The 12,614-nt window shown below is 71.9% G+C and carries 9 protein-coding genes; 5 read left to right on the forward strand and 4 right to left on the reverse strand.

Going from position 1 to position 12,614, the window contains the following annotated elements:
* Nucleotides 1-139: 139 nt before the first annotated feature.
* A complete protein-coding gene (locus tag RYH80_RS12570; RefSeq protein WP_370904227.1) occupies nt 140-2,557 on the reverse strand; it encodes a lamin tail domain-containing protein in 2,418 nt (805 codons plus the stop codon).
* A gap of 305 nt (nt 2,558-2,862) precedes the next feature.
* On the opposite strand from RYH80_RS12570, the gene RYH80_RS12575 reads away from it, so the two are divergent.
* Nucleotides 2,863-3,714: an SAM hydrolase/SAM-dependent halogenase family protein gene (locus RYH80_RS12575; protein ID WP_370904228.1), complete on the forward strand. Its 852-nt coding sequence runs from the start codon at nt 2,863-2,865 to the stop codon at nt 3,712-3,714.
* A 20-nt stretch (nt 3,715-3,734) separates the two neighbouring features.
* Here RYH80_RS12575 and RYH80_RS12580 read toward each other — a convergent pair whose 3' ends face one another.
* Together RYH80_RS12580 and RYH80_RS12585 are read right to left on the reverse strand one after the other, a co-directional pair.
* Nucleotides 3,735-3,875, reverse strand: a complete 141-nt coding sequence (locus tag RYH80_RS12580; protein WP_370904229.1) for a hypothetical protein — start codon at nt 3,873-3,875, stop codon at nt 3,735-3,737.
* Nucleotides 3,876-3,974: 99 nt separating this feature from the next.
* On the reverse strand, nt 3,975-5,159 hold the full coding sequence (locus tag RYH80_RS12585; RefSeq protein WP_370904230.1) for a 3-dehydroquinate synthase II: 1,185 nt from the start codon (nt 5,157-5,159) through the stop codon (nt 3,975-3,977).
* 251 nt (nt 5,160-5,410) lie between these two features.
* Between RYH80_RS12585 and RYH80_RS12590 the strand changes: the two genes are divergently transcribed.
* The 4 genes from RYH80_RS12590 to RYH80_RS12605 all read left to right on the forward strand — a co-directional run bounded on the left by RYH80_RS12590 (nt 5,411) and on the right by RYH80_RS12605 (nt 10,805).
* Complete coding sequence (locus tag RYH80_RS12590; protein WP_370904231.1) at nt 5,411-6,340, forward strand: PAS domain-containing protein; 930 nt, start codon at nt 5,411-5,413, stop codon at nt 6,338-6,340.
* 100 nt (nt 6,341-6,440) lie between these two features.
* Complete coding sequence (locus RYH80_RS12595; protein ID WP_370904232.1) at nt 6,441-7,892, forward strand: DHH family phosphoesterase; 1,452 nt, start codon at nt 6,441-6,443, stop codon at nt 7,890-7,892.
* Nucleotides 7,893-7,963: 71 nt separating this feature from the next.
* Nucleotides 7,964-8,326, forward strand: a complete 363-nt coding sequence (locus tag RYH80_RS12600) for a DUF7573 domain-containing protein (RefSeq protein WP_370904233.1) — start codon at nt 7,964-7,966, stop codon at nt 8,324-8,326.
* Between the two features lie 85 nt (nt 8,327-8,411).
* Nucleotides 8,412-10,805 carry an outer membrane protein assembly factor BamB family protein gene (locus RYH80_RS12605; protein ID WP_370904234.1) on the forward strand — a complete coding sequence of 798 codons (2,394 nt, stop codon included), beginning with the start codon at nt 8,412-8,414 and terminating at the stop codon, nt 10,803-10,805.
* Nucleotides 10,806-10,827: 22 nt separating this feature from the next.
* Here the strand turns inward: RYH80_RS12605 and mutL are convergent, their stop codons facing one another.
* Nucleotides 10,828-12,612, reverse strand: coding sequence for a DNA mismatch repair endonuclease MutL (mutL, locus tag RYH80_RS12610; protein WP_370904235.1), 1,785 nt, complete (start codon nt 12,610-12,612; stop codon nt 10,828-10,830).
* Between the last annotated feature and the right edge of the window lie 2 nt (nt 12,613-12,614).

Genomic DNA, 12,614 nt, shown 5'->3' on the forward strand with positions numbered 1-12,614 from the left:
CCCTCGCGCGGCTCGCGGGTCACTTCGTTCCCCGCTCGCGCGCCACCCGCAGCCGTCGTCGGTCCGACTCTCACGACTCGACGAACCGTGTCGAAATAAGAGCGTAATCGTGGCCGGAGAACGACCCCGAGACGCCCGCTCAGTAGGTGTACGCGACGACCTCCGTCCCCGTGTCGTCGAAGACGTACACGGTGTCACCACTGTTGTTCCAGATCGGCGAGGCCGACCCCCAGTAGAGGTCCGTGTCCGTGTCGGTGCCGCTGCCAGTGCGGAGCGTCACCGTGTCGCCGGCCGCCAGCGAGAACCCGTCGGGGAAGGTGTACCGCGCCCCGGCGGCGTCTTCGACGGCGTAGCCGGTCAACTCGATCGCTCCCGAGCCGGGGTTCTCGAAGACGACGTACTCGTCGTTCAGGTTGTCGTACTCGTTCCCCGCGGCGTCGGCGTTCACCGACTGGACGGCGATCTCGCCGCTCGACCCGGAGCCACCCGACTCGCTCGTGAACGCGTCGAACAGCGAGAACGAGGTGTCGAAGCCGGTCGTCGTCGGCACCGTCTGGTCGGCGTTCACGTTGTTCGTCCCGTCGGTCACGCTCCCGGCGCCCACGCGGAGGTCCGAGCCGAGCGCGTACGAGACGTAGTCGAGGTTGTCGCGCGCCGCCGCGGTGGCGGACGCCGCCCCGAGGAGGAGCACCGCACCGCCGCCGTCGCGGAACGAGCGCAGCGTGTCCAGCTCCGCGTCGGTGAACCCCTCCGGCGGCGTCGTGATCAGCAGTGCCCGCGCCGCGTCGAGGTTCGTCGCCGACAGCGTGTTCACCTGGTCGAAGCCGATGCCGACACCCTCCAGGTAGCGCTGGTAGTAGGCGGTGTCCTCGGCCGACAGCGCGAAGTCCGCGCCGAACTGGCCGTGCCCGCCGTCGATCAACACCTTCCCGTCCGTACTCGACAGCGCGTCCAGCAGGTTCGTCAGGAAGACGAAGTTCTCGAACGTGGACGTGTCGACGGGGTAGTCTTCGGCCTGCTCGTAGCTCTCGTCGACGAACGGGCTCCCGACCACGGCGAGGTTGGCCGCCTCGTCGACGCCGACTAGCGGCACGTCCCCGTCGTACGTCACGGTCCCGCCGTCGTACGTCGCCGTCGACTCGGCGACGACCGGCGCACGCGAGGTGTCGAGTGGCCCACCACTCGTTCGCACCGCGGTCGCGGACGGGTAGAACAACTCGTCGACGGGGCGGTTGCGGATCTCGGTCGTGTTCGCGGGGTCGCTCTCGGCCCACAGCCCGCGGCCCGCGTCGCGGGCACTCGCCTCCGCGGCCCGGAAGGCGTCGTGCCGTGAGAAACTGGAACTGTACAGTCGCGCGTACCCCTCCTCGACACACCGACGGTTGTACGGGTCGTCGCGTGTCCCGTCGCCGGTCGCGTCGTAGTCGACGTACGCCAGGAGGCGCCCGAACGGGTCGAAGATCCCCGGCTCCGCGTCGTCGAAGGAGATCTCGACCGTCTCGGCGGCCAACTCCGTCTTCGCGAACTCGGAGGCGTTCGCCCCCCAGGTGTCGAGGTACGGCTCCGACTCGATCCCCTCCCACTCCTGGAGCCGCTCGAACCGGTCGTTGGCGTCCGTCTCCGGCGTGTCGATCCCCAACACCCGGATCGGCTCGCGACGGCCGGTGTCGAAGCGTACGTCCACGGTGTCGCCGTCGGCCACGTCGACCACGTCGACGGTGTGGGTCGTCGTCGGGTCGATCTCCAACCCCTCGCGGTCGGCGAACCAGGCGGTGTCGCCGCGGAACCGGTCCGTCGTCGGCTGGAAGAACTCCCCGCCGTTGACCGTCTCGTCGACGACCTGGTCGTCGTTGAACCGGAAGCCGACGCCCAGTGCCGCTGCCACGTCGTTCAGGGTCGCCGTCTCGTCGAAGTTCTGGTAGTCGGCGGTGTCGTGACAGAACACGGCGCCGCCCTGCGCCACGAAGTCGGACAGCGCCGACAGTTCCGTGTCGGAGAACGCCGTCACGGGCGAGGAGATCACCACGCCGTCGGCGTCCGGGAGGTCGGCCGGCAGGTCCGTCGAGGCGGTGACGGTGTAGTCCCCCTGGACGTCGGCGTAGCGCGCGAAGTTCGAGAAGTCCGACAGCGTCCGGTAGCTGTCGTGACTCTCGTCGAACAGCACGCGGCCACCCTCGCCGACGAGGGCGTCCCAGACGTTGAGCAGGAACTCCTCGTTCCCGCTGCGGAAGTTCGCATCGTCGGTGACGAGCTGTGCCCCGAAGCCGGCCACGTTGCCGTCGACGGCCGCCAGCGGGATCGCCGTCTGGCCGTCGTACAGCGTCGCGTCGCCGTCCCCGTCCGCGTCCTGGTTCGTGGCGGTGTCCTCCGCGACGACCGCCACGACGCCGTCGTCGGTCAACGCCGTCCCGTCGGGCGCGACCAACGACGCCGTCGAGTCGAACTGGAGGTAGTCGACGGTACTCTGTGCGGCACGGACCCGCTCCGTCGCCGCTCCTGTGCCCCCTGCGACCGCGACGCCGGCACCCAGCGATGCCAGGAACTCTCGTCGTCGCACGGTGACTGTCACGCAGATTGACACGTACCTATCTCCTTCGATTTCGAATATAGATCGTTATGTAGTGGAACCCACACGATGAACTGCAAAAATCACTCGGTGGTGGGCGGATCTGCAGTGAGCGAGCAGCGAGGCGTGCGAGTGGTCGGACGGGTAGCCGAGCGGGCGGACGAGCGAGTGGTCGGACGGATAGCCGAGTGGGCGGTCGCGAGGTCGCCCCAGACGCTCGCGAGGTCGCCCCAGACGCTCGCGAGGGCGTCCGTCGAGTCGGTGAGGCTTTGATCCGTCGCGTCCGAGGCGGGCGTGTGATCACACTCGCGTCGGACTTCGGCAGTCCGTACCCGGCGGCGATGCGTGGGGTCGTCCACCGGCGGACGACCGGAGGGGTACAGGTGAGCGACGTGGCCCACGACCTCCCGCGGCAGGACCCGCGTGCGGCGGCGTTCTGGCTGCGGTTCGTCCTCCCGGAGTACCCGCCGGCGACACACTGTGTCGTCGTCGACCCCGGCGTCGGGACGGACCGCGCGGCGCTGGTCGTCCGCGCCGGGGACCACGTCCTCGTCGGCCCGGACAACGGCGTGCTCCTCCCGCCGGCACGTGCGCTGGCGGCGAGTGCGGCGGGCGGCGGGGAGCGCGCAGCGGACGACGCGGTCCCCACCGCGAACCTGGACGTGTACGAGATCGCGGTCGACGATCCGGCGAGTGCGACGTTCCACGGCCGCGACGTGTTCGCACCGACCGCCGCCGACGTGCACGAGGTCGGCGTCGACGCGCTGGGAACGCTCGACGCACTCTCGCCGACGGACTCCTCCGTCGACCTCCGGTTCCCGTCACCCACGGTGGAGTCGGACGGCGACGGACTGGGGACGCGTGCGACCGGCGAGGTGCTCGTCGTCGACGACTTCGGCAACGCGATCACGAACGTCCCGGGGTCGTTCCTCGACGACAGACTGGGCGAGTCGGTGACGGTCACCGCGCCGGACCGGGTGACGACCGCGCCGGCGGTCGAGACGTTCGCCGCCGTCGCCCCCGGCGACCCGCTGGTGACCGTCGGGAGTCACGGCTACGTGGAGTGTGACGTGAACGAGGGGCGTGGCGAGGAGGCGTTCGGCCTGGCGAGTGGGGATCCAGTGACGCTGGCGTTCGGGCTGAACTGAGAGCCCCCAACCTGGACCGGCTACTCGATGTCGACTTCGACATCCTCCGACAGGCCGACGACCGTCCTGATGTCTTCTTCGGTGAGCCGGTACGCCTCGATCCGCTCTTCCTCGGTCAGATCCTCGGCGTACGTTCCCGGCGCGACCTGCTTCCAACTCATAGTACCGTCCCCACGTACTTCGCGAACAGAGTTATATTTTACAAACTGCTGCAACTTCTCCCCTCTATCATCTAGGAGTGACCAGACACCCGAGTTACCTCACTTCTCGATGATCGACTCGTCGACGGACTCCCCGAAGTGGCGGGCCACGTCCTCGTAGTACACCAACACCTCGTCGCCGGCCTCCAGATCCGTCACGGCGCGGCGGCCCTCCGGGGTGGCGACCTTGATCGTCTCGGCGTTCTGTAACAGCGTCTCGATGCGGTCGGTGCCGGCCTCCGTCTCCACCTCGGCGGAGACGCGGAACATCGGGCGGCGTTCGATCTTCGCGCGGCCGACCACCGCCTCGCGGGTGTGGCCGTCCGTCGAGACGATCTGGACCTCGTCGCCGCTGCCCAACTCCGAGAGGTAACTCGTCCCGCCGTCGGGGTCGCGGGCGTAGGCGTGGACGGCACCGGCGTTCACGCGGAACGGCCGGGAGGCGACGTACGGCGAGTCGGCCGTCTCGGCGTGGACGAAGAACAACCCGCGAGACATCGAGCCGACGAGCATCCCCTCGTCGTCGTCCATGATCGATCCGGTGTCGACACAGACGCGGTCCGCGGAGCCGACGCGTTCGATCTCCGTCACCGTCGCCGGCTGGAGGTCCAACTGTTCGCGGGCGGCCTCGTCGCGGGCCTCGCAGGCACCGCGGATCTCGTCGGGGTCGTCCGTGTCGAGGAAGACGCCGTCGGCGCCGATCTCCAGCGTCTCGAAGGCCGTGGCGGCCTCCTCGGCGGTCGTCGCCCCAGCGACGAGCGTCGTCTCCTCGCCGACGCGGGCGATGAGGTTCTCCAGGGGGATGATCGTCCAGTCCTCGGCGGCGGCCAACAGGTAGTCGGCGTCGCGGGCGGCCTCGGCGGCGAACGCCTCGTAGTCCTCGTCGAAGATCCGGACGTACGCGCCGTCGGCGCGCCCGTCGGAGTGGCGCAGCGTCGTCAGGTCCGCCGAGCCGGAGAAGTCCGACGGCAGCTCGACGGTACCGTCACCCTCGCCGTCCTTGCCGACGAGCACGGCGTCCGGCTCGCCCGAGTGTTCGGCCTCGTCGATCACGTCCACCTCCGCGTCCGACCGGAACGCGGCGACGTTCACGTCGCCCAACTCCCGGACCTTCGAGACGTCGCGTTCGTCGACGACCACCCAGTCGACACCCGCCTCCAGCCCCGCCGTGATCCGGCGACGGCGTCGGTCCCACTCTCCCACCGTGTCGTCTGCCCGCAGCCAGACTGTCCGCTCGCGTGTCATCGTCTCTCCACTCGGCGCGACTCCGCTTGAAGCTGGCGGACCACCCCGTCGCCGTCGCCCGACCACTCTCGGCACCGGCGTCGTAGACACCCACAGCCTGGGACGTCGGCCGAGACTGAAAGTATTAACACGATGCCGAGTACTGTGCCAGAAGGCTTACCACCGTGGCCGACCGTACTAGTAGCGACGAGGCACACGGTACCGTTCGCGGCCGCGACGGGGGTCGTGGCCGTTCGTCGGGGGGAACTAGCATGGCGTCTCAGAGACACGCACGACACGACTTCGAGGCAGAGTCGCCGACGGTGTTGACCGTCGGCAGCGAGGAGACGGCCCGCGCCGTCGCGGCGCTGGGGCCCGAGTACGACGACTACCGACCGCCGGACCCGGCGGCGGCACTCGCGCTCGTGGGACAGGTCGACTGCGTCGTCGCGACACACGACCTGCCGGGCGAGTGGGACGGATTGAGACTGTTCGCGACGATTCGAGAGCGGTCGGCACACCTCCCGTTCGTCCTGGTGACGGAGCCCGGCGACGACCGCGCCGTCGTCCGCGAGGCGTTCCAGCGCGGGATCACGGCACACGTCCGTGCCGGTGGGCCGGCCCCCGCCACGGACGGCGGGTCGGCCGGGCCCGACGACGGAGCGGCCGCGACGGACGGCAGACCGACCGCGACGGACGGTGGACGGCTCCCGGAGTCGAGCGACGAGGACGGCGAGCCCCGCGAGCCGGACGCGCAGCGACCGCCGACGGCGTTCGTCGAGGCGTTGCGCGACCGGATCGAGGTGGCGGTCGACCACGCGGCGACGGACCGCGAGCGGGTCCGTCGGCGGACGGCCGTCGAGACGACGACCGAGCCGGCGGCGACGGTCGACGCCGACGGCACGATCCGCGCGGCCAACGACGCGTACGCCGAGCTGTTCGGCGACGACCTCGAGACGCTCGTCGGCGGGTCGCTGTCGCGACACCTCCCGGAGGGCGACGCGGACAGACTCAGACGTGCCGGGACGGGAGTCGACACCAGCGGCGGCGACGCCACCGGTGGCGACGACCCGTGGTACGGCTCCTGTGTCGCCTTCCACGCGGACGGCCGCGTGCTGCGGCTCCGTGCGGCCGTCTCGCCGCTCCCGGACGGCGGGTTCACGCTCCTGTTGGCGGACCCGGATGCCGTCTCGCTCGGGTGACCCGGAGACGGTCGAACTCCCGCACAGGGAGTCCGACCGGAACACACCGAGAGCGGGTGACGACGGTAGGTTCTTGCCGTCGAGGCGACTGCGTCCGGACGTGAAGCGGCTGGTGCTCGGGGCTGGCGAGACCGGGACGGACGTGGCAGAGGCGTGTCGCCGTCGACCGGGAGAGACGCGTGTCGTCTCGCCCGACGAGGGACACGTCGAGACACTCCGCGAGGCCGGGGTGACGGCGACGCTCGCCGACCCGACGGACCCGGACACGTACCCGTCGACGGCAGAAGTGGTCGTCGTCGCCGACCCGGACCCGGAGACGGCCGTCGCCGCCGCCGAGACGGCTCGCGAGGCGTTCCCGGACGCAACACTGGTCGTGTCGGTGCCGTCGACGGCCGACGACGAGGAGCGCGAGCGACTGCTGGCGCTCGCGGACCGGACGGTCGACCGTCGGCGCGCGTTGACCGACGCCGTCCGAACCGTGACGGACGGCGAGCGACCGCGGCGTCTCCGGCGCCTGTTGGCGACGCTGCGGTCGGCGCCGGAGCCGCTGGCGGTCGTCACACACGACAATCCGGACCCGGACGCGATCGCGGCCGCGATGGCACTGGTGGACCTCGCCGAGCGAGTCGGGACGGAGGCGGTGGCCGGCTACACCGGGAAGATCGCCCACCAGGAGAACCGCGCGCTGGTGAACCTCCTCGACGTGGACCTCGAACACCTCGGGGGCGTCGACGTGACGGAGGCGTACGGCTCCGTCGCACTCGTCGACCACGCCGTCCCGGGCGTCAACGACAGTCTCTCGCCGACGGTCGAGCCGCTGGTCGTGATCGACCACCACACGCCCGAGGACGGTGTCGACGCGCCGTTCGTCGACGTGCGGCCGGAGATCGGGGCGACGGCGACGATGCTGACGGAGTACGTGGAGACGATGGGGATCGAACCCCGCCGGGACGTGGCGACGGCACTGACGTACGGAATCAGAGTGGACACGAGAGACTTCACGCGCGGCGTGACGCGGGCGGACTTCGAGGCGGCGGCGGCGCTCGTCGAGTACGTGGACACCGACCTGCTCGACCGCGTCGAGTCGCCCAGTGTCTCCGCCGCGGTGTTCGAGGTGGTGGCGGCGGCGATCCGCAACCGCACCGTCGAGGGTGACGTGGTCGCCTCCTTCGTCGGGGAACTCCCGGATCGAGACACGCTCTCGCAGGCGGCCGACCGACTCCTCACGATGGAGACGGTGACGGTCGCGGTCGTGTACGGCTACCACGACGGAACCGTCTACGTCTCCGGACGGGCACGTGGGGCAGACGTGAACCTCGGCGAGGCGCTGCGGGACGCGTTCGGGAGCGTCGGCTCGGCGGGTGGCCACGCGAGTATGGCCGGCGCGCAACTGGACTTGGGGATTCTCGGGGAGACGGACGATCCCGAGCAGTTGCGGTCCGTGCTAGAGGAGGTCGTCGCAGACCGGCTGTTCGACACGCTCCCCGGGACGCGCCGTCCGTCGACGGCCGACGGACCGTGGTCGCCGACCGTCACACCAGGCGGGGAGTGATCGACCGTGTCCGACGAAGTGTGACACGTCGTTCACGCAGGACTCATTACCGCGCCGCTCGACCGACGACCGTGAGCGACGACGGTGTCGACCTGACGGACTTCGCCGACGCGCCGTCCGACGCGGACGACGAGCGCCGCGAGAGCGACGGCGCGTCCGAGGGAGACGACACCGTCGAGACCGACGGCGCGGCCGAGAGAGACGACACCGCCGAGAGCGACGGCGACACGGCGCCCGATACTACGGAGTCGGACACAGACGCGGACGAGGAGTCCGACCCGGCGGTCGACCCGGAGACGGTCTCCCCGGTGACGGGGACGTTCGCGTCCGGGCCGGACGAGCGGACGTGTGCCCGCTGTGAGACGGCGGTGCGGACGCTGTGGCACGACGCGGACGCCGACGGCTACGTCTGTGCCGACTGCAAGGAGTGGTGAGGGTCCCCGGCCGCCGGCGTCGTACGGCTCCGAGACGCCAGTTCCGACAGAAGACACTTGTCACGTCCCCAGTCGTTGACGAACGATGCCCTCCGACGACGACACGACCGACGGGTGGCGTCGGCGCCGCCTCCTGGGTGTCGGTGCCGCCGGCGCCGCGCTCGGGCTCGCCGGCTGTACAGACTCGCTCGGCGACACCGACACCGGGACGGCGGCGAACCAGCCCTCGCCGAGCGGCTCGACGGTGGCACCCACCTCCGAGAGCGACGGGTCTCCCTCGGCCTCGCTCCCCTCGTCGCTCGCTCTCCGAGGTCCCTGGCCGACGCCGCGCGCCGACCCCGCGAACACGGGTCGCGTGGACGCGCCCGGCCCGCGTGGGACGCCGTCCGTCCGGTGGCGTAGTGCGATCTCACTGCAGACGGACACCCTCGCGGCCGTCGGACCGGACGGGCCAGTGGCGACACGGCAGGACGGGCTCGTCGTCGCGCTCGACCACGACGGGGCGGTCCGGTGGCGACGGCGAGTGGTCCCGGAGACGTACGCCGCGTCCGTCGTCGCGAGCGACGGCACCGTCGTCACCGCGGGGCTCGACGGGAGGGTCGTCGCACACGACCGCGACGGGACCGAGCGGTGGCACGTGTCGACACCCGAGTCGCTGTACCCACCGCACGCCGGCGACGCGACGCCGCTGGCGGTCGCCGGCGACGACGTGCTCGTCGCCCACCCGCAGGGACGCGTGTTCGCGTTCGGGCTGGCCGACGGCACCCGTCGGTGGGAGACGGATGTCCCCCGTTCACCACACCGACCGGCGGTCGTCGACGGCCGCGCCGTCCTCGTCTGTGAGGGGACGGACGGCCGCGACGAGCCGACACTGCTGTCGCTGGCGCTCGCGGACGGGCGCCGCGAGTGGGCACGGACCGTCCCCGGTCCGATCTCCGTCGGCCCCGGCACAGACGGCGAGCGAGTCTACACCGGCAGCATCCACGGACGTGTGGCGGCACACGCACTCGTCGACGGCGCGGACCTGTGGGCCGAGCGACTCCCCGAACGGGCGTGGGTGAGCACGATTCCGACGCCGTTCGCGGGGCGCGTGTGGGTCGGGACGCTCGACGAGGGCCTGTTCGCGGTCGACGCCGACAGCGTGCAGGCTCGCGTCGGCGTCGAGAGTCCACTGACCCCGGCGACGGACGACGAACTGCTGTACACCGCCGTGACCGCGACGGGTGGGACGCCGGTCGCCGGCTCCGGGACCGTGGTCGCAGTCGACGGGTCGGGCGACGTGCGCTGGCGACGACGGACGACCGGCTTCCCCAACGGGCACGTCCACCTCGACGGCGACGGCGTCGTCGTCGGGACGGACGCCGGGGTCACGACCGCGCTCGCGGCGACGGACGGGGAGCCGCGCTGGCGCGCGGTCGAACGGCCGCGACGACTCCCGACACCCGTCGTCGGGCCCCGAGCCCTCTACGTGGGCGACCGCTCGGACCACGTCTCCGGGATGACGCTCGACCGGGGTCTCCAGCACCTCTGGGGGACCCGGTTCGACGGGACTCCGACGGACCCGGTGTCGACGACCGTCGGTGTCGTGGCCGGTGGCCGCGACGGCGGCCTCGCCGCGACGCCACCCTCGGAGGTGTTCGAGGCGCCGGGTCGACTCACTATCACCCCGACGCCGGAGCCGGACGCGACCCCGGAACCCCACGTCGACTACCCGTCGCCGGACCCACTCTGGCGGCGGGCACTGGACGAGCCGGTCCACACGGTCGCCGCCGCGCCGACCCACGGTCCGGACGACGCGGGACGGCTCTACCTCGGGACGGACTCGGGTGTCGTCGCCGCCTCGCCGGGTGGCGAGGTGCAGTGGCGGCAGACACTCGAGGGGGCGGTCGCGCGCCCACCGGCGGTCGACGAGACGGGACTGTACGCGACGACGACCGCCGGGCGGACCGTCGCACTCGACACGACGGGGACGGTGCGGTGGCGGACGGCGGTCGGCGAGCGCCCGACGACGCCCGCGCTCGCGACCGGGGTGGGACAGGTGCTCGTCGGGAGTGCCGACGGCGTGGTCGCGCTCGCGACCGCCGACGGGAGCCAGGTCTGGGAGGGGACCGACGCCCCGGTGGTCGCGGCGCCGGCAGTGGCACGGGGCGAGGCGGACGGCGGCGAGTCGGACGAGGGCGAACTGGCTGTCGTCGCAGACAGACCCGGCTCGATCGAGGGGCTCCGACTCCCGGCGGGAACGACCGAGTGGCGCGTCGACGCGGGCGCACCCGTCCACGGGTCCCCGGCAGTCGCCGACGGCGTGGCGTACCTCGGGACGCGTGGCGGCGAACTCCTCGCCGTCCGCGTCGGCGACGGGACGGTCCAGTGGCGACTGTCGCTGGGCGACTGGGTGGACGGCGCGCCGGTCGTCGGCCACGGCGCGGTGTTCGTCGTCGACCAGTCCGGCTCGGTGAGCGCGGTCGTCGGTGAGAAGTGAGCTACCGACGGCCGTCACACGCCTACCCCAGTCGTGTGTTCTCGCGCTCGAACCCACGTGCCAGCGTCGCCTCGTCGACGCGCAACACCGTGGGACGGCCGTGCGGACAGGCGTACGGTCGCTCGCACTCGCTCAGCCGGTCGAGCAACTGCCGCGCGGTCTCGTCGTCCACCGTCTCACCCGCCCGCAGCGACGGGTGACACGCCACCTCCGCGAGCAGGTCTTCGCGCGGCGTCGGCGTCTCGCCGCGCGCCAGCGTGGCCGCGACCTCCCGGAGCGACTCGGGGGCGGCGGCGCGCCCGAGCGGCGCCGGGACCGCCGTGACGCGCACCGTGTCGCCGCCGAACTCGCGCACCGCGAATCCCAACTGGCGGAGCCGGTCGGCGTAGTGTTCGACCGCCGCCACGACGCCGGGATCGAGTGTCACCGTCGCCGGCGGGTCGACGGCCCGACTCGGCACCGCTTCGTCGGCGACGCGTGCCCGGAGGCGTTCGAAGGTGACCCGTTCGTGGGCGGCGTGCTGGTCGACGACGAGTAGGTCCTCGTCCGCCTCACACAGTAGGTAGAGATCGCGGTACTGCCCGACGACGCGCGCCGTCGCGAGCGTGTCGTCCGTCTCGGCGTCGACGGCGTCGAGGGCCGTCTCGAGGTCGACGGCCGTCTCCGCCGGCCGGTCCAACTCCGCCGTCGAGAGGGCGTCCGCGACCGCGTCGGCGACCACGTCCGCGATCGCTTCGCTCGCGGCGAGGGCGACGCGCTCTTTCGCCGGGTGGACGTTCGGGTCGACGGCCGTCGGCGGGACCGTCAGACAGACGACCGCGACCGGCTCTCGGCCGTCCGGGAGTAGCCGTCCGTAGCCGCGCCGGACCGCCCGCGCCAGCCCGTCGTCGGTCACCGGGCGCCCGTTCACAGCGACGTGGACCCCACGGCGGTCCGACCGCGTGACGGCGGGTGAACAGAGTCGCCCCGACACCGTGACCGCGTCGGCGTCGTCGCCGGCCACCACTCCGTCTGTCTCTTCGCCACCCGCCACTCCGCCGGTCTCGTCACCGTCTCCGACGCCGTCCGACTCGTCGAGCCCCGGCACCGACGCCGTCGTCTCACACGACACCGCGGCGGCAGCGGTCTCCCGGTCGTAGACGGCGAGGAGCGCATCCGTCCGACCGGTCCCGGGTGTCGACTGCACGGGGTCGCCGTCGTGGACCACCTCGAACGCCACGTCGGCGTGGACCAGTGCGTACCGACTCACGAGCCGCGAGATCCGACCGAACTCCGTCTCCGGCGCGGCCAACCCCTCCCGGCGTGCCGGACGGTCCGCGAACAGTCCCTCGACGGTGACGGTCGTCCCCCGCCCACGACTCGTCTCCGCCGTCGTGACCGTCTGATCGCCGGCCGTCCCGCGGACGGTCAGGTCCGTCGCCGCGCCACCGCCGTCGTTCGTGACGAGGTGGACCGTCTCCGCCGCGTCGACGACGCTGGCGAGTGCCTCCCCACGGAACCCGAGCGTGTCGACCCCCGCGAGGTCGCTCGCGGCGTCGATCTTGCTCGTCGTGTGCGGCCGGACGGCGCGACGGGCGTCCGCGGCCGAGAGCCCGTGGCCGTCGTCGGCGACGACGATCCGGTCGGTGCCGTCGCCGTCCACGCGGACGGTGACCCGCGAGGCGTCGGCGTCGAGCGCGTTCTCGACGAGTTCCGCGACGACGCGCGCCGGACGGGTGATCACCTCGCCGGCCGCGATCCGTTCGACCGTCTCCGTCGGGAGTGTCGAGATCCGCCCCTCGCCAGACGTGGGCGTGTCTCCCGACACGG

The sequence above is a fragment of the Halobaculum sp. MBLA0147 genome (assembly GCF_041361345.1).
In the GTDB taxonomy this organism is placed as follows: Archaea; Halobacteriota; Halobacteria; order Halobacteriales; family Haloferacaceae; genus JAHENP01.